The sequence below is a fragment of the Mycobacterium sp. 852002-53434_SCH5985345 genome (genome assembly GCF_001667155.1).
Lineage (GTDB): Bacteria > Actinomycetota > Actinomycetes > Mycobacteriales > Mycobacteriaceae > Mycobacterium.
Genome location: NZ_LZIE01000074.1, coordinates 277,627 through 302,521 on the forward strand (window position 1 = coordinate 277,627; position 24,895 = coordinate 302,521).

The 24,895-nt window shown below is 67.6% G+C and carries 25 protein-coding genes and 1 tRNA gene; 12 read left to right on the forward strand and 14 right to left on the reverse strand.

Features of this window, described 5'->3' with window-relative positions; translation table 11 throughout:
• A complete protein-coding gene (locus A5756_RS18875) occupies nt 1-351 on the reverse strand; it encodes a WhiB family transcriptional regulator (protein WP_066955702.1) in 351 nt (116 codons plus the stop codon).
• A gap of 361 nt (nt 352-712) precedes the next feature.
• On the opposite strand from A5756_RS18875, the gene ponA2 reads away from it, so the two are divergent.
• From ponA2 to A5756_RS18900, 5 genes are all read left to right on the forward strand, one after another.
• On the forward strand, nt 713-3,142 hold the full coding sequence (gene ponA2, locus A5756_RS18880; protein ID WP_066955705.1) for a transglycosylase/D,D-transpeptidase PonA2: 2,430 nt from the start codon (nt 713-715) through the stop codon (nt 3,140-3,142).
• A 68-nt stretch (nt 3,143-3,210) separates the two neighbouring features.
• The gene (locus A5756_RS18885) at nt 3,211-4,170 is read left to right on the forward strand and encodes a metallophosphoesterase (protein ID WP_066955708.1); all 960 of its coding nucleotides are present in this window, start codon (nt 3,211-3,213) and stop codon (nt 4,168-4,170) included.
• Entirely contained in the window at nt 4,167-5,282 is a 1,116-nt protein-coding gene (locus A5756_RS18890) for a PLP-dependent cysteine synthase family protein (RefSeq protein WP_066955712.1), read from the forward strand. Before A5756_RS18885 ends, A5756_RS18890 begins: the two co-directional genes overlap by 4 nt.
• Before the next feature lie 61 nt (nt 5,283-5,343).
• Nucleotides 5,344-5,417, forward strand: a tRNA-Pro gene (locus A5756_RS18895).
• Between the two features lie 82 nt (nt 5,418-5,499).
• Entirely contained in the window at nt 5,500-6,075 is a 576-nt protein-coding gene (locus A5756_RS18900; RefSeq protein WP_066955715.1) for a hypothetical protein, read from the forward strand.
• A 41-nt stretch (nt 6,076-6,116) separates the two neighbouring features.
• Here A5756_RS18900 and A5756_RS18905 read toward each other — a convergent pair whose 3' ends face one another.
• Nucleotides 6,117-6,419: a DUF4193 domain-containing protein gene (locus A5756_RS18905; protein ID WP_066955718.1), complete on the reverse strand. Its 303-nt coding sequence runs from the start codon at nt 6,417-6,419 to the stop codon at nt 6,117-6,119.
• A 75-nt stretch (nt 6,420-6,494) separates the two neighbouring features.
• On the reverse strand, nt 6,495-6,785 hold the full coding sequence (locus A5756_RS18910; protein ID WP_066955720.1) for a hypothetical protein: 291 nt from the start codon (nt 6,783-6,785) through the stop codon (nt 6,495-6,497).
• 369 nt (nt 6,786-7,154) lie between these two features.
• Between A5756_RS18910 and A5756_RS18915 the strand changes: the two genes are divergently transcribed.
• Nucleotides 7,155-7,847: an HAD family hydrolase gene (locus A5756_RS18915; RefSeq protein WP_066955722.1), complete on the forward strand. Its 693-nt coding sequence runs from the start codon at nt 7,155-7,157 to the stop codon at nt 7,845-7,847.
• Here the strand turns inward: A5756_RS18915 and A5756_RS18920 are convergent.
• Together A5756_RS18920 and A5756_RS18925 are read right to left on the reverse strand one after the other, a co-directional pair.
• Nucleotides 7,815-8,315, reverse strand: coding sequence for a DUF6328 family protein (locus A5756_RS18920; protein WP_066956023.1), 501 nt, complete (start codon nt 8,313-8,315; stop codon nt 7,815-7,817). The two genes, A5756_RS18915 and A5756_RS18920, sit on opposite strands and share 33 nt — an antisense overlap.
• A gap of 181 nt (nt 8,316-8,496) precedes the next feature.
• Nucleotides 8,497-8,865, reverse strand: a complete 369-nt coding sequence (locus A5756_RS18925) for an STAS domain-containing protein (protein ID WP_156659645.1) — start codon at nt 8,863-8,865, stop codon at nt 8,497-8,499.
• Nucleotides 8,866-9,027: 162 nt separating this feature from the next.
• Between A5756_RS18925 and A5756_RS18930 the strand changes: the two genes are divergently transcribed.
• From A5756_RS18930 to A5756_RS18955, 6 genes are read left to right on the forward strand one after another with little or no spacing between them, the layout of a single operon-like run.
• The gene (locus tag A5756_RS18930; RefSeq protein ID WP_066955729.1) at nt 9,028-9,927 is read left to right on the forward strand and encodes an STAS domain-containing protein; all 900 of its coding nucleotides are present in this window, start codon (nt 9,028-9,030) and stop codon (nt 9,925-9,927) included.
• A gap of 22 nt (nt 9,928-9,949) precedes the next feature.
• Complete coding sequence (locus tag A5756_RS18935; RefSeq protein WP_066955731.1) at nt 9,950-10,339, forward strand: STAS domain-containing protein; 390 nt, start codon at nt 9,950-9,952, stop codon at nt 10,337-10,339.
• A complete protein-coding gene (locus tag A5756_RS18940; protein ID WP_066956026.1) occupies nt 10,329-10,739 on the forward strand; it encodes an anti-sigma regulatory factor in 411 nt (136 codons plus the stop codon). The genes A5756_RS18935 and A5756_RS18940 overlap by 11 nt, the downstream gene beginning before the upstream one ends.
• Nucleotides 10,732-11,358, forward strand: coding sequence for a SpoIIE family protein phosphatase (locus A5756_RS18945; RefSeq protein WP_066955734.1), 627 nt, complete (start codon nt 10,732-10,734; stop codon nt 11,356-11,358). The genes A5756_RS18940 and A5756_RS18945 overlap by 8 nt, the downstream gene beginning before the upstream one ends.
• Nucleotides 11,355-13,571 carry a SpoIIE family protein phosphatase gene (locus tag A5756_RS18950; protein WP_066955737.1) on the forward strand — a complete coding sequence of 739 codons (2,217 nt, stop codon included), beginning with the start codon at nt 11,355-11,357 and terminating at the stop codon, nt 13,569-13,571. Before A5756_RS18945 ends, A5756_RS18950 begins: the two co-directional genes overlap by 4 nt.
• Before the next feature lie 49 nt (nt 13,572-13,620).
• On the forward strand, nt 13,621-14,640 hold the full coding sequence (locus A5756_RS18955) for an iron-containing redox enzyme family protein (protein WP_066956029.1): 1,020 nt from the start codon (nt 13,621-13,623) through the stop codon (nt 14,638-14,640).
• Here the strand turns inward: A5756_RS18955 and A5756_RS25560 are convergent.
• The 9 genes from A5756_RS25560 to fdh all read right to left on the reverse strand — a co-directional run bounded on the left by A5756_RS25560 (nt 14,588) and on the right by fdh (nt 24,863).
• Entirely contained in the window at nt 14,588-14,836 is a 249-nt protein-coding gene (locus A5756_RS25560) for a CDGSH iron-sulfur domain-containing protein (RefSeq protein WP_082939325.1), read from the reverse strand. The genes A5756_RS18955 and A5756_RS25560 overlap by 53 nt on opposite strands.
• On the reverse strand, nt 14,833-15,522 hold the full coding sequence (locus A5756_RS18960; RefSeq protein WP_066955740.1) for a HemK2/MTQ2 family protein methyltransferase: 690 nt from the start codon (nt 15,520-15,522) through the stop codon (nt 14,833-14,835). The genes A5756_RS25560 and A5756_RS18960 overlap by 4 nt, the downstream gene beginning before the upstream one ends.
• Before the next feature lie 99 nt (nt 15,523-15,621).
• Complete coding sequence (locus A5756_RS18965) at nt 15,622-16,176, reverse strand: type 1 glutamine amidotransferase domain-containing protein (RefSeq protein ID WP_066955745.1); 555 nt, start codon at nt 16,174-16,176, stop codon at nt 15,622-15,624.
• A 25-nt stretch (nt 16,177-16,201) separates the two neighbouring features.
• Nucleotides 16,202-17,374, reverse strand: coding sequence for a zinc-dependent alcohol dehydrogenase (locus A5756_RS18970; protein ID WP_066955749.1), 1,173 nt, complete (start codon nt 17,372-17,374; stop codon nt 16,202-16,204).
• The gene (locus A5756_RS18975) at nt 17,371-18,300 is read right to left on the reverse strand and encodes an SRPBCC family protein (protein WP_066955752.1); all 930 of its coding nucleotides are present in this window, start codon (nt 18,298-18,300) and stop codon (nt 17,371-17,373) included. Before A5756_RS18975 ends, A5756_RS18970 begins: the two co-directional genes overlap by 4 nt.
• Nucleotides 18,301-18,479: 179 nt before the next feature.
• Nucleotides 18,480-19,466: an LLM class F420-dependent oxidoreductase gene (locus tag A5756_RS18980; RefSeq protein ID WP_066955755.1), complete on the reverse strand. Its 987-nt coding sequence runs from the start codon at nt 19,464-19,466 to the stop codon at nt 18,480-18,482.
• 46 nt (nt 19,467-19,512) lie between these two features.
• Entirely contained in the window at nt 19,513-20,598 is a 1,086-nt protein-coding gene (gene nrfD / locus A5756_RS18985; RefSeq protein WP_066955758.1) for an NrfD/PsrC family molybdoenzyme membrane anchor subunit, read from the reverse strand.
• A gap of 7 nt (nt 20,599-20,605) precedes the next feature.
• On the reverse strand, nt 20,606-21,577 hold the full coding sequence (locus A5756_RS18990) for a 4Fe-4S dicluster domain-containing protein (RefSeq protein WP_066955761.1): 972 nt from the start codon (nt 21,575-21,577) through the stop codon (nt 20,606-20,608).
• Complete coding sequence (gene fdh, locus A5756_RS18995; protein WP_082960055.1) at nt 21,540-24,863, reverse strand: formate dehydrogenase; 3,324 nt, start codon at nt 24,861-24,863, stop codon at nt 21,540-21,542. Before fdh ends, A5756_RS18990 begins: the two co-directional genes overlap by 38 nt.
• Nucleotides 24,864-24,895 lie beyond the last annotated feature (32 nt).

The window sequence follows — 24,895 nt, forward strand, 5'->3', positions numbered from 1 at the left end:
TCAGCCGACGCTGCGGGTTCTGCTCTTGTCGAAGAAGTCCGACCAGGACACCACTTCCGGGTGCTGCTTGAGCAGCGCCCTGCGCTGACGTTCGGTCATGCCGCCCCAGACGCCGAACTCGACTTTGTTGTCCAGCGCGTCCGCCCCGCACTCCTGCATGACCGGGCAGTGCCGACAGATGACGGCGGCCTTGCGTTGGGCGGCCCCTCGGACGAAGAGTTCGTCGGGGTCCGTGGTCCGGCACAGTGCTTTGGAAACCCAGGCGATCCGTTCTTCGGCATCAACGCTGCGGAGTACCCCTTGTGCGGCCGCAATGTTTGTCCTACGCGCCGCAGGCCGTGTTCCTGACACGAACGTTCCCTTCCCTACCGGCCGCTCTCACGACCGCCCTCCTGGGGTGCAGATCCTCACCTGCGATCTACGCCACACTGTGTACATCGGTGTTACCTGAATCTCACCGTGTGTCTAAGTTAGGTGGTCAGCCACCAATTGCGCAACAGTCCGATAACGCTTTTTTTGGGACGGGCGTCCCGTCTCGTCTCAAAAGGGTAGGCGTCGAAGTGATCTTGCACACGTGCGCGGGGGCCCGGCTCACTGACGCACGCGCAAATTTTATTGCACTCACGGCGGTAAAGCGCTGGTCAATGACAGGGGCAAAAAAGGGTGAACTCGCAGCGTGGCGGCGTGACTGGGGGCCGCTACTGTAGTAGCCATGTCAGACCGCCCCCCGGCCCTTCTCACGATTTTGAAGCTCGCCGGGTATTGCTTGCTGGCCGGCGTCGTCGCCACGGCGCTGATGTTTCCGTTCGCAGGCGGATTGGGACTGGTGTCCAACCGGGCCTCCGAAGTCGTCGCCAACGGCTCGGCCCAACTCCTCGAGGGTGAGGTGCCCGCGGTCTCGACGATGGTCGACGCGAAGGGCAACACCATCGCCTGGCTGTACTCCCAGCGCCGCTTCGAAGTGCCCAGCGACAAGATCGCCAACACGATGAAGCTGGCGATCGTGTCGATCGAGGACAAGCGGTTCGCCGACCACAACGGGGTGGACTGGAAGGGCACGCTGACCGGGCTGGCGGGCTACGCGCGCGGCGACGTCGACACCCGTGGCGGTTCGACCATCGAGCAGCAGTACATCAAGAACTACCAGTTGCTGGTGACGGCGAAGACGGACGCGGAAAAGCGCGCCGCGGTGGAAACCACCCCGGCCCGCAAGCTGCGCGAGATCCGGATGGCGCTCACGCTGGACAAGACCTTCACCAAGCCCGAGATCCTGACCCGCTACCTGAACCTGGTGTCGTTCGGCAACGGTTCGTTCGGCGTGCAGGACGCGGCCCAAACCTACTTCGGCATCAACGCCTCGGACCTGAACTGGCAACAGGCTGCGCTGCTGGCGGGCATGGTGCAATCGACCAGCGCGCTGAACCCCTACACCAACCCCGACGGCGCGCTGGCGCGGCGGAACCTGGTGCTGGACACCATGATCGAGAACATCCCTCAGGAAGCCGACGCGCTGCGCGCCGCCAAGGCCACCCCGCTGGGTGTGCTGCCGCAGCCCAACGAGTTACCGCGGGGCTGTATCGCGGCCGGCGATCGCGCCTTCTTCTGCGACTACGTCCAGGAGTACCTGTCCCGCGCCGGCATCAGCAAAGAACAGGTGGCCCGCGGCGGCTACCTGATCCGCACCACGCTGGACCCGGACGTGCAGATCCCGGTGAAGGCGGCCATCGACCAGTTCGCCAGCCCGACCCTGCCCGGCATCTCCAGCGTGATGAGCGTGATTCAGCCCGGCAAGACGTCGCACAAGGTGATGGCGATGGCCAGCAACCGCACCTACGGCCTGAACCTCGACGCCGGTGAAACCATGCGGCCGCAGCCGTTCTCGCTGGTCGGCGACGGCGCGGGGTCCGTTTTCAAGATCTTCACGACGGCCGCCGCCCTGGACATGGGCATGGGCACCAACGCCACGCTCGAGGTACCGAGCCGATTCCAGGCCAAGGGCATGGGGAGCGGCGGGGCCAAGGGCTGCCCCAAGGACACCTGGTGCGTGGTCAACGCCGGCAACTACCGCGGCTCGATGAACGTCACCGAGGCGCTGGCCACCTCGCCGAACACCGCGTTCGCCAAGCTGATTCAGCAGGTCGGGGTCACCCGCACGGTGGACATGGCGATCAAGCTGGGCCTGCGCTCCTACGCCGATCCCGGCACCGCCCGCGACTACAACCCCGACAGCAACGAGAGCCTGGCCGACTTCGTCAAACGGCAGAACATCGGCTCGTTCACCCTGGGCCCCATCGAGGTTAACGCGCTGGAGCTGTCCAACGTCGCCGCCACGCTCGCCTCCGGCGGCACGTGGTGCCCGCCGAACCCCATCGACAAGCTGATCGACCGGCACGGCAACGAGGTCGCGGTGACCACCGAGACCTGCGACCAGGTGGTGCCCGAAGGCCTGGCGAACACCATGGCCAACGCGATGAGCAAGGACGCGGTGGGCGGCGGCACGGCCTCCGGCTCCGCCGGTGCGGCGGGCTGGACGCTGCCGGTGTCCGGTAAGACGGGCACCACCGAGGCGCACCGTTCCTCCGGCTTCGTGGGATTCACCAACCACTATGCGGCGGCCAACTACATCTACGACGACTCCACGACGCCGACGGACCTGTGTTCGTCGCCGCTGCGCCATTGCGGCGAGGGCGACCTGTACGGCGGCAACGAGCCGGCCCGCACCTGGTTCACGGCGATGAAGCCGATCGCCACCAATTTCGGGCCGGTGCAGTTGCCGCCCACCGATCCCCGGTACGTCGACGGGTCGCCCGGGTCGCGGGTGCCGAGCGTCGCCGGCCTGGACATCGACGCGGCCCGCTCGCGCCTCAAGGAGGCGGGCTTCCAGGTCGCCGACCAGAACAACTTCGTCAACAGCACCGCGAAGCAGGGCGAGGTGGTCGGAACCACGCCGAGCGGCGCAACGATCCCGGGGTCGATCATCACCATCCAGGTCAGCAACGGCATCCCGCCGGCTCCTCCGCCGCCGCCCGAGGGCGGGCCGCCGCCGGTCGGGTCACAGGTGGTGGAGATCCCGGGTCTGCCCCCGATCACCATTCCGCTGTTGGCGCCGCCGCCGCCCGCGCCGGGGCAGCCGCCTCCGTAGGCCGCCATCTTTGGTGCTGTGGCGCAAGGTATGCGTTGCCAAAGCGCAACCGGCAGTAGGCTGCCAGCATGGCTGATGTTTTGCCCACGCTGATTCGCACCGGTGCCGCCGCACTCGGTTCGGCCGTCGCCGGCATCGGTTACGCCGCCGTCGTCGAGCGCAACGCCTTCGTCCTGCGCGAGATAACCATGCCCGTCTTGGCGCCCGGTTCGACGCCGCTCCGGGTGCTGCATATCAGCGATCTCCACATGCTCCCCAATCAGCGCCGCAAACAGGCATGGCTGCGCGAGCTGAGCAACTGGGAGCCGGACCTGGTGGTCAACACCGGCGACAACCTGGCCCACCCCAAGGCGGTGCCCGCGGTGGTGCAGGCCCTCGGGGATCTGCTGTCGCGGCCGGGTGTCTTCGTTTTCGGCAGCAACGACTACTTCGGTCCGCGCCTGAAGAACCCGCTGAACTATCTGACCAACCCGTCGCACCGGGTTCGCGGTGAGCCGCTGCCCTGGCAGGACCTGCGCGCGGCCTTCACCGAGCGCGGCTGGCTCGACCTCACCCACACGCGGCGCGAGTTCGAGGTGGCCGGCCTGCACGTCGCGGCCGCCGGCGTCGACGACCCGCACATCGACCGGGACCGCTACGAGACGATCGCGGGCCCGGCCAGCCCGGCCGCGAACCTGCGACTCGGGCTGACCCATTCCCCGGAGCCGCGGGTGCTGGACCGCTTCGCCGCCGACGGCTACCAACTGGTGATGGCCGGCCACACCCACGGCGGCCAGGTCTGCCTGCCGCTCTACGGCGCCCTGGTGACCAACTGTGGCCTGGACCGGACCCGGGCGAAGGGCCCGTCCCGGTGGGGCGCGAACATGCAGCTGCACGTCTCCGCCGGCATCGGCACCTCACCGTTCGCGCCGGTGCGCTTCTGCTGCCGGCCCGAGGCCACCCTGCTGACGTTGATCGCCACCCCGATGGGCGGCCGCGATTCGGCCAGCGACCTAAGCCGTTCGCAGCCAACAGTTTCGGTGCGTTGACCGAGCGGACCCGGATCGCGGTCCGCAGCCGCTCGCGGTGCTGGACGGACAGCGCGGTCCGGCTGATCCACGCCGACGCGCGCCGCAGCGCCGACACGCACCTGTTGCGCTACCCGCTGCCGTCGGCGTGGGGCTCGGATGGCCCCGGCGCTCAGGTGGCGCTGTACCTCAAAGACGAGACCACGCACATCACCGGCAGCCTCAAGCACCGGCTGGCCCGCTCCTTGTTCCTGTACGCGCTCTGCAACGGGTGGATCGACGAGGGCACCACGGTGGTCGAGGCCTCGTCGGGTTCGACGGCGGTGTCGGAGGCGTATTTCGCGGCCCTGCTGCGCCTGCCCTTCGTCGCCGTGATGCCGGCGTCCACCAGCTCGGCCAAGGTGGCGCTAATCGAAGCCCAGGGCGGCCGTTGCCATTTCGTGCAGAACTCTTCGGAGGTGTACGCCGAGGCCGAGCGCGTCGCCCGCGACACCGGTGGGCATTACCTGGACCAGTTCACCAACGCCGAACGCGCCACCGACTGGCGGGGCAACAACAACATCGCCGAGTCGATCTTCGAGCAGATGGGCGAAGAGACGCATCCCATCCCGGAATGGATCGTGGTGGGCGCGGGCACCGGCGGCACCAGCGCGACGATCGGCCGCTACATCCGCTACCGCGGGCACACGACCCGGCTGTGCGTCGTCGACCCGGAAAACTCCGCGTTCTTTCCGGCCTACGCCGACGACCGCTACGACGTCACGATGCCCGTCTCGTCTCGGATCGAGGGCATCGGCCGGCCGCGGGTCGAGCCGTCGTTCCTGCCCGGTGTGGTCGACCGCATGGTGTCGGTGCCCGACGCGGCGTCCATCGCCGCCGCCCGGCACGTGAGCGCCGTTCTCGGGCGCCGCGTGGGGCCGTCGACGGGTACCAACCTCTGGGGCGCCTTCGGCTTGCTCGCCGAGCTGGTCGCCCAGCGGCGCAGCGGTTCGGTGGTCACGCTGCTCGCCGACAGCGGCGACCGATACCACGACACCTACTTCAGCGACGAGTGGGTCAGCGCGCAGGGACTCGATCCGAGCGGTCCCGCCGAGGCCCTGGCGCAGTTCGAGCGCTCCTGCCTCTGGCAATGAGCCGCCACGCCGCGGTTTGGCCAGCCGATGGGCCGGTGCGATAGGCTGTCGAAGCTTCAAGCGGGGTGTGGCGCAGCTTGGTAGCGCGCTTCGTTCGGGACGAAGAGGCCGTGGGTTCGAATCCCGCCACCCCGACCCAGTTGTATTAGCTGGCGTGACAGCCGAACGCCGAGTTTGACACTGCGGCGTCGCGGCTTTGCCGTTAAGCTCTGCCCGCATGGCGCTGGTAAGCCCGCCCCCCGAGCAGGGCGAGCCACGCGGGGTCGGCCCCAAGGTCACCGGATTTGCTGATTCGCCGGCGCCGGTCCGTAGTCCCGGTCACCCCACCCTGGCGGAGATCGCCCGGCGACAGCAGGAGATCCAGGCGTGGGAAGCGCTGAACGTCGGCGGCTACCGATTCGCTAAACCCGGCACCGTCATCGGCGCGCTGATCTCCGCGGTGCTGGTTGTTCTCGTGGTGACGCCCCTCCCGCCGAACTGGCCGTGGGACATCCCGACGATGATCCTGGCCGTCTTCACGGCGGTGGCGACCGTGACATGCGGCCTGTTGTGGTTCGACAATCCGCACCCCACTCCCCGCCCCGAGTCGTTGGCGATCGTGCCGTTCTCGCGGGCGGAAAACCTGCGGCTGATGCAAGACCAGCCGGTCGAGCCCTACCGCGCCGTCTGTCCCTGCCCCGGCTGTGGCGACTTATCCACGCACCTGATCCGCGAGCCCGTCAAGGACGAACCCGACTGGGCGATGGTCACCCGGCGTTGCGCCGTGTGTCAACGCGAGTGGTCACAAGCCTGAATCGGTTGTGCGCCAACGATTCCGCCCCCGCCATTGCGGCGCTAGGCGCAGTCGGCGCAGATGGAGATGCCCCCGCTCGAGCTGTGCAACCGGCTGCGGTGCTGGACCAGAAAACAGCTCGAGCACATGAACTCGTCGGACCGCTGGGGAATCACCGTCACCGACAGTTCCTCGCCGGACAGGTCGGCGCCGGGAAGCTCGAAGAAGTGCACATCGTTGGGATCCTCGTCGACCACCGTGGTGGCGGACCCCTGCAGCGTCGGGGCTAGCTCGCGTATCGGGGATTTGTCCTGGGTTTCGGAGTCGGAGACCCGGCGTGCGTCATAGTCGCTTGCGGTCGCCATGGCAGTTCCTTCCTGCTGATGAGCCCGGGTTGACGCACTTTGCTGTACTCACCCGTGGCGCAGGCAGTACCCCATTCAGGCGCGAGTTACACCGACCGGCCCGAAAAAGTCACGCCGCCGGCCAGTGAGCCGCCTCAGCCGCCTGGCGATCGCGGGGTAATGCGCGAGGGCCAGGCCCAGCCACGGCGCGACGACCGACACGGTCAGCGCGACGATCGCGACCCCTTCGTGCCCAAATAGGAGCTCGAACAGCCCGACTGCCAGACTGAGGGCCCAGACCACCACGGCCGCGAGGCCGAGCAGGGGGAAATCACGCTCGTACTCGACCGAGTAGTTTGCTGCTCGTAACGAAACGGGCGCGACCATGATCGGCTTTTACCCGGTCATCGCCGCGATTAAACGTCTCGGCGGGCGGATTCGCGCTGGTCGATGTTGGTTAGCTCACAGCGGTCAACTGGTCGGCGGCGGGGCGGGCTCATCGGAATTCGCGGCGTGCCAAGCAAGTTCGGCGTCGCGCACCCGTCGGTGCGTGCGCAGCAGCCACTCTCGTGAGAAAGTCTGTGTACCAGGGTGATTCGTGCGACATGCGATTCGCCGACCGGGCCGCCGCCCGACCCGGCGGCTAAGGAGCCGCAGCCGATTCGCGGACCACGCTTCGCGGTTACCCCCCGTCCCCGAACCCAAACGACGCGGCATGCCGGTGTCAGCCGGCCCCGGCCTGGGTATGCCGCGCAGATGAAACCCGCCGTTCTGTTCGACGTCGACGGAAGCCTGGTCGACTCCAACTATCTTCACGTCCACGCGTGGCTACGCGCCTTCGACGCCGAGGGCCTGCCCGTCAGCGCCTGGCAGATCCACCGGTGCATCGGCATGGACGGCTCCACGCTGGTGCGAACGCTCTCCAACGACGCCCCGGACGAGGTCCAGGAGCGGCTGAGCGACGGGCACAGCCGCTACTACCGGGAGAGCACCCCGCTGCTCGCGCCGCTACCGGGTGCCCGCGCGCTGCTGCGCCGCGTCGCGGAGCTGGGGCTGCAGGTCGTGCTGGCCACCTCGGCACCCGATGACGAGCTGGAGATCCTGCGCAAGGTCCTCGACTGCGACGACGTCATCTCCGAAACGACGTCCTCGCGTGACGTCGACACCGCCAAGCCCGAACCCGGCATCGTGCAGGTCGCGCTGGACCGGGCCGGGGTGGATGCCGACCATGCCGTGTTCGTCGGGGACGCGGTGTGGGACGCCCATGCCGCGGCGGGCGCCGGATTGCCCTGCATCGGGCTGCTCAGCGGTGGCATCGCGCGCGAGGAGCTGCAGGCGGCGGGCTCGGCACCGATCTTCGCCGATCCACAAGACCTGCTCGAGCATCTGGACTCGACCCGCATCGCCGAACTCGCGCTACATGCCGCGGGTGCGGAGCAGAATCGGTAGCAGCCACCAGAAGAACGTAAAGAGCGTCAGCGCACACGCTCCCGCGATCAGGGCCGGCCCGCGGCCGGCGACCGCCGCGAACACGATGATCGTCACCCCGGTCAGGGCGAGGCCGAGCAGCGCCAGGCCCGCATACGCGCAGCGATGCGCGGCGGACACCAGCACCTGGAGACGATGGCGCCGGAAGAGCATCCGGTGCATGCCCACCGGGGCGATCAGCAGCACTGTCGCGCCGACCGAGCACCCCACCGTCGCGAGATAGGCGTCGCGCAGGAGCGGGGCCAGGACGTCGAAACGTTGCTGGAACGGCAGGGTCAGCAGGAAACCGGTGAGCAGCTGCACGCCCGTCTGCACGACGCGCAGCTCCTGCAGCAGGCTGTTCCAATTGCGGTCCAGCCGTTGGATTTCGGTTTCGCCACGCTCGTGGCTGTCCCACCGCTGGTCGTCTTGCGGATTATCGACGTCCATAGGCGTGATCATCGCACCTGTCGCATGCGCCAGCGCCGTTTCACGCCGAAGGGTCGCGGAATTCGTTATCCGCTTTCGCAATGTGAATTGATTTCGGCGCCCGCCAATTTGGAAACCATATATCGCAACGGGACCCCGGCTATTGTCAAAAACCTTGTCGCGCAACCACGCGCAGCGGCGACTACCGGCTGATGTTGTCGTCCCGCACCGCGGTCAACGCGTCGTCCAGCGTCGGGTACAGCGGGAACGTCTTGTCCAGCCCGGTCAGGTGAATCGGCCGCCTGGTCGCCGGGCCGCGCGCAACCACCCCGAATCCGGTCGCGTTGCCCAGCTTCTCGTACGTCGCAGCCAGGATCTTCAGACCCACCGAACCGAGGAATTCCACCGCGGAGAGATCGATGACCAGTGCCGTTGGGCTCTCCGCGACAACCGCGCCGATGGCCTGTTCCAGGGCCGGCGCCGTGACCAGATCGATTTCGCCGCTCACACTGACCACGGACACCCCATCGTGGTCCTCGACCAAGGTGGTAATCGAATCAGGAGCTGACAATGGCGATCCTTTGTCCTGGGCTTCAGGTGTGGTGCAAGCCTAGCCTGCGTTGCGAACTGCGAGAAGAATATGCCCTCAACACCTGCCCCGCGACAACCCAGGCTAGTCTCGCAAAATCGAGCCTGCACACAGCGGGGTGCGGACCGGCACTCGGGAGGCAACATGTCAGATTCGCCGGCGGAGTTCAGCGGCGCGGCCACCGCGCAGGCGGTCAGCATTTCCAGCGAGGGCCTGCTGCCACAGCTCGTCCAGCACCTGCGGCAGAACCGCACCGTGCTGCGCGAGGAGTGGGCGCGCAGAATCACCGAGGCCGAACTGCTCACCGCGATGACGCCGGAGGAGCTGTTCTCCGAGGCGACTGCCGTCTACGACAACTACGTGGAGGTGCTCGAGACCGGTAGCGTCGAGGCGCTGCAGGCCTACGCCCGCGACCTGTCCGAGCGCATCATTCCGCGGGGCGTGGAAACGGACGAGGTCGTCGGCATCGTGTTGTTGCTGCGCGACGTGCTGGCGCGCTCGTTGTTCGAGAAGTACCAGACCGAATTCGAGATGCTCAATCGGGTTCTGGACGCCTACGAACCGGCGGCCAACCGCATCGCCAACACCGTGGCGGTCAGCTTCGTGCAGGAACGCGAGCGCATCATCCGCCAGCAGCAGGAGGCCATCCGCGAGCTGTCGACGCCGGTGCTGCAGGTGCGCGAACAGCTGCTTATTCTGCCGATCATCGGTGTGCTCGATTCTCAGCGCGCCCGCCAGGTCACCGAGCAACTGCTGAGGGCCATCCGCGCGAACCGCGCGAAAGTGGTGGTCATCGACATCACCGGTGTGCCGACCATCGACTCCACGGTGGCCAACCACCTGGTGCAGACGGTCGACGCGTCGGGGCTGATGGGCGCCAGCGTCATCATCACCGGCCTGTCCTCCGAAATCGCCCTGACGCTGGTGACCATCGGGCTGGACCTGTCGAAGATGAACGCCGTCGGCGACCTGCAGGGCGGCATCGAGGAAGCCGAACGCCTGCTGGGCTACGAGGTCACTCGCACCGGCGAGCAGCCAGGATAGCTACGAGGAACACGAGCGCGCCATGCCCGTACCGATCCTGAAACAGGGTGCGATCCTCATCGCCTCAGTCCAGGCCGCGCTCAGCGACTCCGACGCCGAGCGGCTCCGCTATGACCTGATGGAGCGGGTCAGCCGGTTCCGCGCGCAGGGCATCATCGTCGACGTCACCGCCATCGACGTGATGGACTCGTTCGCGGCCCGGTCGCTGCGGACCATTGCGCACATGACGCGGCTGCGTGGCGCGGACACGGTGATCGTCGGCCTGCAGCCGGAAGTGGCCTTCGCGATGGTCCAGCTGGGTTTGGCGTTCGACGACATGAATACGGCGCTGGACCTCGAAGAAGGCCTCGCCCTGCTGAATCGTCAACTGACGCAGCGGAAACCGATGATCGGGCGCGATGGTGGCGACTGATATCGTCGTCGCCATCGACAATTCCGACGACATCGTCGAAGCTCGCAAAGCCGGACACCAACTCGCACTCGACCTGGGATTCTCCCTCACCGACGTCACGATGATCGCGACGGCGATCTCCGAGATCGCGCGAAACATCACCAGCTACGCCGGCCGCGGCAGCGTCCGGGTCTTCGTGGCCGACCGGGAGGGCCACAAGGCCCTGGTGGTGCGGGCCGAGGATCAGGGACCGGGCATCGCGGACATCGAGCGGGCAATGGAAGACGGGTATTCGACCGGGCGTGGGCTGGGGATGGGCCTACCGGGCTCCCGCCGGCTGATGGACAGGTTGCTCGTGGAGTCCGCGCTCGGCCGGGGGACGGTCGTCGAGATGTGGAAATGGGTCCCTCCCCATGCGTGACAACGGCCGGTTCGGTCCGATCGAGTGGGCAAGGGCGGGCCGCCCGTTGCCCAGCGAGTATGTCTCGGGTGATCGGGGTCTCGCCGTCGACATCGGCCGCGAAGCCGCGCTGTTCGGCGTGGTGGACGGTCTCGGCCACGGTCCGGATGCCGCGGCCGCTGCGCTGTGCGCCATCGAAGCGGTCAAACGCTCCAGTTCGGAGCGGCTCGAAGTATTGATCCAGCTTTGCCATCGTTTGCTGGAGGGCACCAGAGGGGTGGCGATGACGTTGGCACGGGTGGACTTCGCCGCCAACACGCTGACCTGGACCGGCGTCGGCAACGTCAGCGCCGACCTGGTGGCCAAGTCCCCGACCGGCGTCCAAATCCGATCCAGCGCACGGCTTATCGCGGGAATCGTCGGCTACCGCATACCGGAAATCAGACCGGCGCAAGTTATCTCGATCCGGCCGGGAGACCTGCTCGTGATAAGCACAGACGGGATCGCCGAAAACTACCTTGACCACATCGACTTCTCGGCCACCGCCGTCGTCATCGCCGAAGAATTACTCGGTAAGGACGCCAAAGAAACCGACGATGCCATGGTGCTCACCGCTCGTCATCGGGGTGTCTCGACATGAGTGACAGCGACGAGTTCCACGCCCAGTACGCCGCGGCGCTGCGCACCTACATGGAGGCGCGTGACGAAGACAGCCTGGCGACCGCGTATGAGCTCGGCCGCCGAGCCCTGCAGGAGGAAGTCAGCCTGCTCGCGATCATCGAGCGGCACGTCCAGCTGATCCTCGATCTGGCCAAGGACATCCAGATAGACGCGCCGATCGCGCTGGAATTCCTGTTGCAGCTGCTGGTCCCGCTCGACATCGCCACCCGCGGCTTCCTGGACGGCACCAGGCGCTTCGCGCGCGAGCGCGCCCGCGCCGAGGGGCTGGCCGACCGCGACAAATTCCGTACCGCAGTTGTCAATTCGTTGCAGGAGGGGTTTTTCGTCGCCGATCACGAGGGCTCCGTGATCGAGATGAACAACGCCCTGATCGAGATCCTCGGTTATCCCGCGGAGGGCCTGCCCTACCGGTGGCCCCACCCGTGGTTGGTCGACCAAAAGGGCGCCACCCAACAGCAGGCGCTGGTCCAGAGCATCGGCACCACCGCCTACGAGACGCCGATTCGGCACCGCGACGGGCACCTGGTCTGGGTGACGGTCAGCATCAACGCCGTTCAGGGCAGCGGCAGCGACCAAAACGTCTTCGTGGGGACTATCCGTGACATCACCGCCGAACGGGCCTTCGCCGCAAGGGAAAGCGCGGTCCTGCGCCTGGCGACGGCGGTGGCGGTGGCCAAAAGCGTGGACGAGCTGCTGTCCATCACCCTCGACGAGTGCAGCACGGCGATCGACGTAAAACGGGTGGTCGCGATCTTCTGGCCGAACGGCGACGGTGAACCGACCGTCCAGGTGGCGGGCGAGACGTCCAAAACCTCCTGGCGCAGCCTGGATCCGTGGTTGCGCCATACCTTCGAGGACGCGCGTCACCAGCTGCCGCTCACCGCCAAAACGGTCGAGCGACCCGACAATCCCGGCAAGGCACACGGATTGGTGGCCGTGCTCTCCGGCGCGGGCGACCTGGCGTTGTGGTTGGAGCTGCGCACGCCGCGCTGGATCAGCGCCGAAGACCGGCTGCTGGTTACCGTGCTCATCGGCCACCTCAGCCTGGCGATGCAGCACGTCCGCCAATTCGAAAGCGCCCGTGAGACATCGCTGACCCTGCAGCGTGCCCTGTTGCCGACGATGCAGCCGCCGCCGGGCTTCGCCGTGCGCTACGAGCCCGCGGTCCCGCCCCTGGAAATCGGCGGCGACTGGTATGACGTGCTGCCGATCGGCGACCATCGCATCGGCATCGTCGTCGGTGACTGCGTGGGTCGCGGGCTGCCGGCCGCGGCGGTCATGGGCCAGCTACGCAGCTCGGCGCGGGCCCTGTTGATCAACGGGGCCGAGCCCGCGCTGCTGCTCGAGCAACTCGACTCGGCGGCATCGCTCATTCCGAACGCGTACTGCACCACCGTTTTCCTGGCGATCCTCGACACCGAATCCGGTGTCCTGCAATACAGCAACGCCGGCCACATGCCCGCCGTGCTCGTCGGGTCCGAGCCGCGGACGACGTCGATGTTGACCGATGCCTCGTCGGTGCCGCTCGCGGTCCGCCGCCCCGAACCCCGCCCGCAGACCAGCCGCGTGTTGCCGCCCGGCTCTACCCTGATTCTGTTCACCGACGGGCTGGTCGAGCGCAAACACGAGTCCATCGATGACGGGATAGATCGCGCCGCAGCGGTTCTGGCGAAGACGACGACGTTGCCGTTGGACTCCGTCGCCGATGCGGTCCTGAGGGAGCTGGCCCCCGCGGCGGGGTATGACGACGATGTGGCGATGGTGATCTACCGGCACCAGCAGTCCCCGCTTCGGATCGAAAACGAGGCCAGCGCAGCGCGGTTGGTCGGCATCCGGCATCGGTTGGCCGAATGGCTGCGCACCGCCGACGTGCCGGACGAATTGGCCGCCGACATCGTGCTGGTGGTCAACGAGGCCTGCACGAACTGCGTCGAGCACGCGTACACCGGACAACCGCTGGGCACGATGCTGCTCGACGTCGAACTTGCCGATGGCGAAATCCGCGCCCGGATCACCGACCAGGGCTCGTGGAAGCCACCGGAGGTCAACCCCGGCAACGGTGGGCGGGGCCTGGTGCTGATGCGGGCGCTCAGCACCGCGGTCGAGCTCGACTGCACCCCCACCGGGACGACGGCCGACATCACCTTCCGGCTGCCGGCCGAGGGTGGGTAGGGGTGGTGCCGCACCGTTTGTGGCCCCTGGATTGCGGGTAGTCGTGGGCGTGACCCGCGCATCGATCATCACCGAACCCGCCCTGCCGGCGGCACACGGGCCGCTGTCGACCGCAGTCCGTCGCGCCCTGACCGGACCGCCGTCGCATGACCACCTGACCCGCATCGGCGCGTCGGTGCGCGATTCGGATCCCTACGGCCTGGATCTGCAGCTGGCGCTGTGCATGTGCTACGAGCTGCACTACCGCGGCTTCGCGGGCGTCGACCCCGGCTGGGAATGGAATCCGGCACTGCTGGCACTGCGCGGCGAGCTCGAACGCGTTTTCCTGGCCGGCGTGCGCCGCGACGTCGGACCCATCCCATCGAATCAGACCGCCGCCGCCGAAATGGACGCCATCTCCGTCGAACCGGCCGACGGCACGGGTCCGTCGTATTACCTGCGCGACACCGGAAAGTGGCAGCAGATGCGTGAGTACTTCGTTCACCGGTCCGTGTATCACCTCAAAGAGGGCGATCCGCACGCGTGGGCGATCCCGCGGCTGATGGGTGTCGCGAAAGCCGCTTTCGTGGCAATCGAATTCGACGAGTATGGGGCGGGGCAGGGCCCCCGTCTGCACCAGCAGCTCTTCGCCGATCTGATGGCGGCCGCGAATCTGGACACGACGTATCTGGCGTACGTGGACGCGGTTCACGCCGAAGCTTTGGCGGCGGTGAACCTGATGTCGCTGTTCGGGCTGCACCGCGAGTTGCGTGGCGCGGCGATCGGGCACTTCGCTTCGACGGAGATCACCTCCCCGCCGGGGTCCCGGCGGATGGTGCAGGCGCTGCAGCGGATGGGGGCACCTTCGCCGTGCGTCGAGTTCTACGCCGAGCACGTCGAGGCCGACGCCGTGCACGAGCACGTGGTGCGCATAGACGTGGTCGGGGATCTCGTCGAACGGGAGCCGCACCTCGACTGCGACATCGTGTTCGGGATCCGCGCGCACGCGGTGGTCGAAAACCGTTTGGCCGACGCGGTTATGGCGTCGTGGCAGCAGGGTCGGTCGTCGTTGCGGAGGGCGCTGGACTAGACGTCCGGCGGGCCAGGTTCCGGCATCTGCGATGGCTGGTGTCGCACAAGGGATACTTCTCGCTGCGCCGGCAGGTGCAGATCGCCACCATGAACCGGTCGGACTCGACGACCTCACCGTTCGGCATCTCGATGCGCACCGGGCCGGACACCAGCACCGGCCCGCCTGCAACCACCTGGACGCGGGTGGTGGTCACCGCTTGTCCGCCCGGATCACGATCAACTCCTCTTCCCGGCGTCCGCGGGGTATCAGGCCGACGCTCTCGAGCCAGTTCGCCCGCGCCGTCATCACGGGGCCGAACGGTATCCATTTCGACGCAATGACTTTGGCATCCATGCCGGCCCACTTCAGGGAATCCAGCGATTGCCGGACACCGGCCAGCGCCGAGTGCACGAGCAGCAGGGACCCACCGTCGCACAACAACTTCGGCGCCGCTTCGCACAGCGGATCCAACACCATCCGGCCATCAGGGCCGGCGTTCCAGGCCCACGACGGACCCGCGCTTGGGCTGATGTACTCCGTGTCGCCGTTCGGCGGTGTCGGCACGTACGGCGGGTTCGACACGACAACGTCGAACGGCGCGCAGTCGAGCGCATCGCTCCAGGTGCCCTTTCGCACATCGACATTCACACCGACGGCGGCCGCGTTGCCGCGAGAGCAACCCACGGCGTGGGGGCAGATGTCGAAGGCTGTCACGTCGGCGCCACCCATCTCGGCGGCGGCGATCGCCACGAATCCGCTGCCCGTACACAAGTCGAGAACGCGCCGGCCCGGAATGAGCGCGCTTTCTTGCATCACATTTACCAGTAATCGGGAATCGTCCTGGGGCTGATACACGTTCGAAACAGCCGAGACAGCGGGTCCTGGATATGTTGTGGTCAACTCTGGCCTTTCGACAGATCGCCGGGGCGATCACTGCTTGGCCTGTGTAATGCCCGCAAACCGATGGGTTCAAACGGAGTGGGCAAAGGCCATTTTCGGCTAACTCGCAGGCGCATGGGCGAATTGCTTGACAATGGTCGCGCAAAACGCCGGCAGGTCCCTGGGTGAGCGGCTGGAGATCAAATTGCCGTCGACGACGACCTCCTCGTCCACCACGTTTGCGCCGGCATTGCGCAGATCGGTGCGAATGGACGGGTAAGACGTCAGCGTGCGGCCCTCTGCTACACCGGCTTCCAGCAGCGTCCAGGGGCCGTGGCAGATCGCTGCGACCGGCTTTCCGGAGCCGACGAAGTCGCGCACGAAGGAGACTGCGGTGGCGTCCATCCGCAGCTTGTCCGGATTCACGGTGCCACCCGGAAGTACCAGGCCGTCGAATTCGGCGACCGACGCGTCCGATACAGCGCGGTCGACCTTGAAGGTTCCGGCCGGTTCGAGGTCGTGATTGCGAGCCTGGATTTCTCCGGTCTTCAGCGAAAGCAGCTCGACCTGTGCGCCGGCCTCTTCGAGCGCCGCACGAGGTTGCTCGAATTCCACCTTCTCCACGCCGTCCGCAGCGAGAATCGCGACTTTCTTGCCTTCCAATTCATTTGCCATGGCTATTCCCCTTCGCCCCTTTCGATTACGTCGGATTGAGGATGACTTTGGTGCAGCGGTCCTCTTTGTTCTTGAAGATCTCGTAGCCGTGGGGTGCCTGATCGAGGCTCAGGTGGTGGCTCACCACAATGGTCGGGTCGATGTCGCCGTTGCGAATCCGGTCCAGCAGCGGGCGCATATAGCGATGCACGTGGCACTGACCGGTCTTGATGGTCAACGACCGGTTCATCACCGCCCCGATGGGAAACTTGTCCATCAGGCCGCCGTACACCCCGATGATCGAAAGGGTGCCGCCGTTGCGGCAACTCATCGCCGCTTCCCGGATGGCATGCGGGCGTTCGGTTTCCAGGCGTGCCGCCTGTTTGACGCGGTCGTAGGCATCAACCGGGACGGACCCGCTGCGCGCCTCCATGCCGGCGGCGTCGATGCAATGGTCGGGTCCCCGACCGGCGGTGAGGTCACGCAGTTCCTCGAGCACCGACGTCTCGGCGAAGTTGACCGGCACGGCGCCGATCTTCTGGGCAAGCTCAAGGCGATACGGAACCCGGTCGACGACAATGACTTTGGACGCCCCGAGCAGATACGCACTCATGATCGCGAACAGGCCGACCGGTCCGGCGCCCCACACCGCCACGATGTCACCGGGGGAGATGTCACACATCTCCGCGCCCATGTAGCCCGTCGGCAAGATGTCCGACAGGAACAGCACCTGCTCGTCGGTCAGGTCGTCTTCGATCTTCAGCGGCCCGACATCGGCGAACGGTACCCGCGCGTATTCGGCTTGGCCGCCGGCGAAACCGCCCAGCATGTGCGAATAGCCGAACAGCCCCGCCGGCGAGTGGCCCATGAATTTCTCGGCGATGCCGGCGTTGGGGTTGGAGTTCTCGCACAGCGAGTACAGGTCACGTTGGCAGGCCGAGCACGCCCCGCACGCGATCGGGAACGGCACCACCACCCGGTCGCCGACCGCCAGGTTGTTGACCCCCTTACCGACTTCGACCACTTCGCCCATGAATTCGTGCCCGAGCACGTCGCCGTGCTTCACGGTGGGGATGTAACCGTCGTAGAGGTGCAGGTCCGAACCGCAGATCGCCGTCGAGGTGATGCGCACGATGGCGTCCCGATCGTTGAGGATCTTCGGGTCCGGGACCGACTCCACTTGGACGCTGTTGCGGCCCGCCCAGACGGTGGCCTTCATACGCTGGCTCCTTTGTTCGGTTGCGCGGGCTGCTGGTGCATCTGCCGGACCGCCGCCGTGCCCTCGGGAGAGCCGTCCGAACGCAGCACCTGCCCGGTCTCGAGGATTTGCTTGAAGCGACGGAGGTCGTCGTTGACTTGCTGCTCGGGGGACTCCCCGAAGAGGCTCGCCGCCGCCTTGCCGAACAGGCCACCCGGAATGTGGTAGCCGATCCTGACGCGAATTTCGGTGCCGTCGCCGGTGGCGGTGGGCGTGAACTCGACGCTGCCGCCGTTCTCGATCACCGAGCCGGGCAGCGACTGCCACGCGAGCCGCCTGTTGGTGTCGTCCTCGGTGATCTGCGCGTCCCACTCCACCGACCGGCCGGCCGGGGCGTTGGCGACCCAATGCGACTGCCCGTCGGTGGTCGGCGTGACCGACTTCAGGTGGTGCATGAAGCTGGGCAGGTTTTCCAGGTCGCGCCAGAAGCGGTACACCTCCTCGGGGGTGCGACGCACGGTGACCGCGGCCCGCAAGGTGCGATGCCGGGAGCCGCTCACGTGCCGGCCGCCGCCGTCGACCGTGCGCAGCGCGGTGTAGAGGTCCAGCCCGCCGATGCCGGCGAGCACGACGGCCGAGATGGTGCCCCGCCTCCGCCGGCCCGGGCCGCGGGCGGTCACCCCGGCCACCAGCAGCGCCACATCCAGGACGTCACCGGCCACCCGGGTCCAGACCAGCTTGTCGGGACCGCCCAGCAGCGCCGCGCCATGGCCGCATTCCCGCGCGCCCAGCGCGCGGATGACCTTTCGTGACCGGGGGGTGTCGTCGACTCCCGCAACGGCAGCAACTTTTCCCGGGGCGATCAGCTCGCTCAAACCCAGCCCGAAGCTGGCGCCGCTGAGTGCCTTGACCAGAGCGGAGGTGGTGGTGGCGGATCGATCGCCCATGGTCAACTCTCCTTGCCTAACGGCGAACGTGAATCGGGGCGAGTTGCTGCAAGACAGCCCCTTTGCGGGTCTTCGGGTAGTCGGCGCTGCCAACCGGATTCGCGCGGCCCATCGCCCGTTCTCACCTGGTGCGCACGATTGAAGCCGGATACCCGGGCAGCTACCGCCCAAACGTGGGATTAGCTCGCCGCGTCACGCAGTGCCGCAAGCAAAGGTTCGGCGGCTTCGGAGAGGAACAGGTCCTGCGATTGGCCGCCGACCTGGACGAGCGCCACGTCGGTGAAGCCGGCTTCCCAATAGGGCTTGACGGCCTCGACGATCGCGTCCAGGTCGGGGCCGCAGGGGATGGACTCGGCGACGTCTTCGGGGCGGACGAACTGGGTCGCGCCGGCGAAGCCGGCCGGCGTCGGCAGGTCGGCGTTCACCTTCCAGCCGCCGGCGAACCAGCGGAACTGGTCGTGAGCGCGTTTGATCGCGGTGTCGCGGTCGGGGTCCCAGCACACCGGGATCTGGCCGACGACGCGACCCCCGCCGGCGAGGTTGGCGGCCTGCCGCGCGGCGTGCCAGGCGTCGACGAGTTCGCCGTCTGGCTCGACCGCGACGAAGTGGTCGGCCAGCCGGCCGAACTTGTCGATGCCCTTGGCGCCGGCCATCGCCACCGCGATGCCGACCGGAACCTCGGGCACGTCCCACAGGCGAGCGGAGTCCACCCGGAAGTAGTCGCCGGTGAAGTTCACCAGCTGGCCACCGAACAGCTCGCGGATGATCTTGATGGCTTCGCGCAGCATGTCCTGGCGACGTTCCACGGTCTGCCAGCCCTTGCCGATGACGTGCTCGTTGAGGTTCTCGCCGGTGCCCAGGCCCAGGGTGAACCGGCCATCGGACAGGATCTGCACGGTCGCGGCCTGCTGAGCGACGATCGCCGGGTGATAGCGCATCGTGGGGCACGTCACGTACGTGTACAGGTCGACCCGCTCGGTGGCGTGCGCCACCGCGCCCAGCACGGCCCAGGCGTTGGGCGCGTGCCCCTGCGTGGTCAGCCAGGGCGAGAAGTGGTCGCTGCACACCTCGAAGTCAAAACCCCGCTCTTCGGCTGAAAGAGCTTGTCGTACAAGGTCTTTGGGTCCACTCTGCTCGGTCATCAGAGTGTAGCCAAAATTCGTCATGTTCCTATACTTACCCCGGTCCGCCTGGCGCAAACCGCACCAGCGCTCAGCCCGCGGTGGTGATCGAATCTCCGGCGGTCCCGGCGGCCCTGCGCGCCGCCAGCCTGCGTTTCTGCGGCTCGATCGTGTACCGGGGATCGCGGGCCGACTCCAACCCCGCCTCGAAGAAGCCGAACCGCAGCATTGCCGACGCCGCCAGCAGCGCCAGGCCGGACAGGGCGGCGATACCGCGGTGCCGCCCGCCGAGCAATGCGCCCAGACCACCCGCGGCGGCCAGCCGTTCGCTCCAGGCCAGCAGCCGGCCGGGCCTGCCCTCGTGCAGCGGTTCCCTGGTCACCGGATCCATCCGATACTCGGTGAACCTGGCGGAGACCAGGTCGCCGATCGCACCGATGACGGCCAGCCTGCGAGCGGGCCCTGCCTCGGCGACCGGGGTGGTGATCATCGCCAATCCCGATGCGGCCAGGCTCGCCGAGCTGACGAACACGAACGGCAGGTCTCGGTACGCGGCATTCCACGTCGGGGTGGCGGTGTCGGTGAGCAGCACCGCCGTGTAGACCGCAAGTGGCGGCGCGAAGACCGCGGCTTCCAATCCGGCGGGTCCCTCCACGGCGCGCAGAACGGGGCGCAACGGCCCCAACGGGATTCGCTCACCGGTCATCCGGTCGATCTCGGACACCGCGGCCACCCCGATGCCGGCGCTGAAGAAGCTGAGGATCCACGAGCCGATGCTCATCGGCGAGGTCAGCTTGACCGTGCGCAGCATGTTGACGAAACGCTCGGGCCGGCCCAGGTCTTTGACCAGGGCGAACGCGCCCAGCATCACCGCAATCAACGCGGACAACCTGGCGTTGCGGCGCAATGTGTCTCGCCCGGTGAGCTGGGCCCCCGCCGCGAGCAGGCCGGACCCGCCCGCGACGCCACCCAGGAACAGGTACGCCGCAACCTCATGTCCCCAGGGCGCGGGCTTGACCACCGGGCGCCCGTAGTACGAGCTGAACTCGACATCCGGGACCATCGGCATCTCGCGCGCACCGTCGCCGCCGCCCCGGCGGCCCACCCGCCTGCCCCTGCGGCGCTTGCCGCCCGCGGGTTCCGGCGGCCGCAGGCTGTCGTATTCCGAAGTGCTCATGAGCTTTTCATCGACCCTTCCAGAACGCCACCGCCGCGGCGGCGAACATCCCCGCCGCGGCCATGCCCGCTCGTTTGAACATTTGGGGCAGGTCCGCCGTGCACACGCGCGGGTCGGGCGGCAGGCCATAGACCTCCGGCTCGTCGAGCAGCAGGAAAATCGAGCCGGTGCCGCCCACGCCGTCGTGTTCGTTGGCGCCGTAGAGGCGGGCCTCCGTCAAACCCTGGGCGTGCAGCGCGGCGACCCGTTCCCGGGCCTTGACCACCAGGTCGTCGTGGTCACCGAACTTGATCGACGTGGTCGGGCAGGTTTGCGCGCACGCCGGGATCTGGTCTTCGACGAGGCGGTCGTAGCACAGCGTGCACTTCTGGGCGACCCCGGTGACGAAGTTCTCGGCGGGACGATCGGGGCTTTTGTTGGGCGTCGCGTAAGTGCCGTCGCTGCGACGTTCCACCACGCCGAACGGGCACCCGGCCACGCAGGTGCCGCACCCGTTGCAGACGTCGTCCTGCACGACGACGGTACCGAACTCGGTGCGGAACAACGCGCCCGTCGGGCAGACGTCCAGGCAGCCGGCGTGGGTGCAGTGCTTGCACACGTCCGACGACATCAGCCAGCGGAATTCGGGGGTGTCCGGCGGCGTGATGTCTGGGCGCGGCGCGGTGCCGGGAAGCGCGGGCATGCCCAATTCGGTTAGGGCGCGCCCGGATTCGCGCGCCTGGTCGATCCGGTCGCGCCCCTGCTCGATGAACGCCACGTGCCGCCAGGTGCTTGCGCCCAGCGCGCCGGTGTTGTCGTAGGACGAACCCAGCAGCTCCAGGTCGCCGTCGCGGGGATTGCGGTTCCACTCCTTGCACGCGACCTCGCAGGCCTTGCAGCCGATGCAGATCGAGGTGTCGGTGAAGAATCCCTTGCGCGGCTTGGGTTCGACCCAGCCGGCGTCACTCGTCGGGTCGGTCGGTCCGCTCAGCTGACCCATCGGCTCCCCCTTCCCAGACGCCGTCGCTGATCCGCACATTGCCGGTCTCGGTGGTGGCCCCCGAGCGGGACTGATATTCGGCGATCAGGCGCAGCAGGTCCTCGCCCTGTGGCCGGCGGCCCGGGCGGATGTCGCACGAGCCGGCCTTCGACTCCTGGATCTGCACGTTGGGGTCGAGTGTCACGCCGAGCAGGTCGTTGGCCGCGTCCCCGCTGACCACGGCGTCGCTGCCCACACCCCAGTGGTACGGCAGGCCGATCTGGTGCACGGTGTGGCCGTTGATCACCAGCGGTGCAACACGTTTGGTGACCAGCACCCGGGCTTCGATCGCCGCGCGGGGCGACACGATGGTGGCCCAACCGTACGGCTCGAGTCCGCGTTCGGCGGCCAACTCCGGGGACACCTCGCAGAACATCTCCGGTTGCAGCTCCGACAGGTAGGGCAGCCAGCGGCTCATCCCGCCGGCGGTGTGATGCTCGGTGAGGCGGTAGGTGGTGAACACGTACGGGTACACGTCGGCCCCGGGCTCCCCGGCGCTCGGCGCGCTCAGGTTGTCCTTGCGCGGGAAGGTGATTCGTCCGGGGTTTCGCTGCTGGGGATACAGCGCGTTGGCGACCGGCGACTCCTGCGGTTCGTAGTGCGTGGGCAACGGCCCATCGACCAGACCCTTCGGCGCGAACAGCCAGCCCTTGCCGTCGGCCTGCATGATGAACGGGTCGTCGCCGGCGAGCGCGTCGGGACCGCCGACGTCCGGGTCGGGCCTGCTGCCCGGCGCCCGGTCGGCGACGAAGTCGGGCACGTCGTAACCGACCCACCGTTGCTGATCCGAGTCCCACCACACGTACCGCTTGCGTTCGCTCCACGGCTTGCCCTCCGGGTCGGCCGACGCGCGGTTGTAGAGAATTCTCCGGTCGGCCGGCCACGCCCAGCCCCACTCCTGCTGGCTCGGCGACTCACCGCCGTGTGGGACGCGGCGCGCGGCCTGGTTGGTGGCGTTCGCGTATACGCCGGTGTAGATCCAGCAACCGGCGGCGGTCGACCCGTCGGCGCGCAACTCGGTGTACGACGACAGCGGAGCGCGGTCGGCGGCGTAATACCCGTTGATCTCGGCCAATACGGCTTCGCCGTCGGGCTCGCCGTGTTCGTCGGTCGGGTAGTCCCACGTCAGGTCCAGCAGGGGCCGGTCGCGCTCATCGGTCGACCCGGCCAACCGCTGCCTGATCCGCTTGCCGAGTTCGAAGAAGAACTGCAACTCGCTCTGGCACTGGCCCGGCGGCTCGACGGCCTTGTGCCGCCACTGCACCAGGCGCTGGGTCTGGGTGAACGATCCCGCCTTCTCCACGTGCGTGGCGGCGGGCAAGAAGAACACCTCGGTATCGATGTCCTCCGTTCTCAGTTCGCCCGAAGCGATTTCGGGCCCGTCCTTCCACCAGGTGGCCGACTCGATGAGGTTGAGGTCGCGCACCACCAGCCACTTGAGGTGGGACATGCCCATGCGCTGCATGCGGCCGTGCGCCGACCCGACCGCCGGGTTCTGGCCCAGCAGGAAGTAGCCCTCGACCTCGTCGGCCAGCATGCCCATGACGGTCTGATACGTGCCGTGCGGGCCGGACAGCCGCGGCAGGTAGTCGTAGGCCCAATCGTTGTCCTCGGTGGCCGCCTCCCCCCACCACGCCTTGAGCAGGCTGATCGCATAGGCGTCGGAGTTGGCCCAATAGCCCTTCTGCTTCTTCGATCCCACCGCGTCGAGATAGTCGGCCAGGGTGTCGTGCGTGCCCGCCTTGGGCATCGCCAGGTAGCCGGGCAGCAGGTTGAACAGTGTCGGGATGTCGGTGGAGCCCTGGATGGTGGCGTGGCCGCGCAGCGCCATGATGCCGCTGCCCGGGCGGCCGACGTTGCCCAGCAGGAGCTGCAAAATGGTTGCCGTGCGGATGAATTGGGCGCCCAGGGTGTGCTGTGTCCACCCGACGGCGTACGCGAAGCACGTGGTGCGCTCGCGACCGGAGTTTTCGACGATGGAGCGGGCCAGGTAGTCGAAATCGGCGCGGCTGATGCCGCAGACGTCCGTGACCATTTCCGGCGTGTAGCGGGCGTAGTGGCGCTTGAGGATCTGAAAGACGGTGCGCGGGTGCTGCAGGGTCTCGTCCCGCTTCACCCGGGCGTGCTCGAGCGGCGGGCCGCCGCTGCCGTGCTCGTGACCCGCCCCGCTCTGCGCGGCCGACGCCCCGTGTGTGTGGCCGCCGCCGGCGGACTCGATCTGGCCGTTCCCCTCTTCGTCGTACGCCCACGTCGACGTGTCGTACTGCCCGGTCTCGGGATCGAAGCCGGAGAACAGACCATTCAGATCCTCGGTGTCCCTGAACTTTTCGTTGATCAGGGTGGCGGCGTTGGTGTACGCGACAACGTACTCGGAGAACCAGAGGTCATTGCTCAGCACATGGTTGATGAGTGCGCCCAGCAGCACCACGTCCGAGCCCGCCCGGATCGGGATGTGTTTGTCCGACACCGCCGAGGTGCGGGTGAACCGCGGGTCGACGTGGATCACCCGCGCGCCGCGGGCCCGGGCCTCCTCGACCCATTGGAATCCGACCGGGTGGCACTCGGCCATGTTGGAGCCCTGGATGACGATGCAATCGGCGTTCGCCATGTCCTGCAGTGTTTGAGTGGCGCCGCCGCGCCCGAAGGAGGCTCCCAGACCGGGAACCGTGGCGGAGTGTCAAATGCGGGCTTGGTTCTCGATCTGAATTGCGCCCGCGGCGGTGAAGAGCTTCTTGATGAGGTAGTTCTCTTCGTTGTCCAGCGTCGCCCCGCCGAGCGCGGCAATGCCCATGGTGCGGCGCAGCAGGTTGCCCTTCTTGTCGATGTCCTGCCAGGTGTGGCGGCGGGATTCGATGAACCGGTCGGCGATCATGTCGATCGCGGTATCCAGCTCGAGGGGCTGCCATTCGGTCGCGCGCGGCGCGCGGTAGAGCACCTGCAGCTGTCGGCCCGGCGAGTTCACCAGCTGCTCGCTGGCAGCGCCTTTGGGGCACAAGCGGCCTCGCGAGATCGGGGAGTCGGGGTCGCCCTCGATCTGCACCACCCGCTCGTCCTTGACGTAGACGCGCTGGCCGCAACCGACCGCGCAATACGGGCAGATGCTCTGCACCACGCGGTCGGCCGTCGTCGTGCGCGGCGTGACGGCGCGGGTCTGCCTCGACGTCACGGCCGAGCCCCGGCCGAGCTTGTCGCCCGAACGCAACTGACGCACGACGGGCCACTCCAGGAAAAAGTTCCGCATAGCCATGGCCTTTACCCTAGTGCGCGCGGCCGAAACCC

Coding starts and splice junctions, on each gene's coding strand:
- ponA2 (WP_066955705.1), top strand. CDS start 713: ATGTCAGACCGCCCCCCGGCCCTTCTCACGATTTTGAAGCTCGCCGGG.
- A5756_RS18885 (WP_066955708.1), top strand. CDS start 3,211: ATGGCTGATGTTTTGCCCACGCTGATTCGCACCGGTGCCGCCGCACTC.
- A5756_RS18900 (WP_066955715.1), top strand. CDS start 5,500: ATGGCGCTGGTAAGCCCGCCCCCCGAGCAGGGCGAGCCACGCGGGGTC.
- A5756_RS18905 (WP_066955718.1), bottom strand. CDS start 6,419: ATGGCGACCGCAAGCGACTATGACGCACGCCGGGTCTCCGACTCCGAA.
- A5756_RS18910 (WP_066955720.1), bottom strand. CDS start 6,785: ATGGTCGCGCCCGTTTCGTTACGAGCAGCAAACTACTCGGTCGAGTAC.
- A5756_RS18915 (WP_066955722.1), top strand. CDS start 7,155: ATGAAACCCGCCGTTCTGTTCGACGTCGACGGAAGCCTGGTCGACTCC.
- A5756_RS18920 (WP_066956023.1), bottom strand. CDS start 8,315: ATGGACGTCGATAATCCGCAAGACGACCAGCGGTGGGACAGCCACGAG.
- A5756_RS18930 (WP_066955729.1), top strand. CDS start 9,028: ATGTCAGATTCGCCGGCGGAGTTCAGCGGCGCGGCCACCGCGCAGGCG.
- A5756_RS18935 (WP_066955731.1), top strand. CDS start 9,950: ATGCCCGTACCGATCCTGAAACAGGGTGCGATCCTCATCGCCTCAGTC.
- A5756_RS18945 (WP_066955734.1), top strand. CDS start 10,732: ATGCGTGACAACGGCCGGTTCGGTCCGATCGAGTGGGCAAGGGCGGGC.
- A5756_RS18950 (WP_066955737.1), top strand. CDS start 11,355: ATGAGTGACAGCGACGAGTTCCACGCCCAGTACGCCGCGGCGCTGCGC.
- A5756_RS18965 (WP_066955745.1), bottom strand. CDS start 16,176: ATGGCAAATGAATTGGAAGGCAAGAAAGTCGCGATTCTCGCTGCGGAC.
- A5756_RS18970 (WP_066955749.1), bottom strand. CDS start 17,374: ATGAAGGCCACCGTCTGGGCGGGCCGCAACAGCGTCCAAGTGGAGTCG.
- A5756_RS18975 (WP_066955752.1), bottom strand. CDS start 18,300: ATGGGCGATCGATCCGCCACCACCACCTCCGCTCTGGTCAAGGCACTC.
- A5756_RS18980 (WP_066955755.1), bottom strand. CDS start 19,466: ATGACGAATTTTGGCTACACTCTGATGACCGAGCAGAGTGGACCCAAA.
- nrfD (WP_066955758.1), bottom strand. CDS start 20,598: ATGAGCACTTCGGAATACGACAGCCTGCGGCCGCCGGAACCCGCGGGC.
- A5756_RS18990 (WP_066955761.1), bottom strand. CDS start 21,577: ATGGGTCAGCTGAGCGGACCGACCGACCCGACGAGTGACGCCGGCTGG.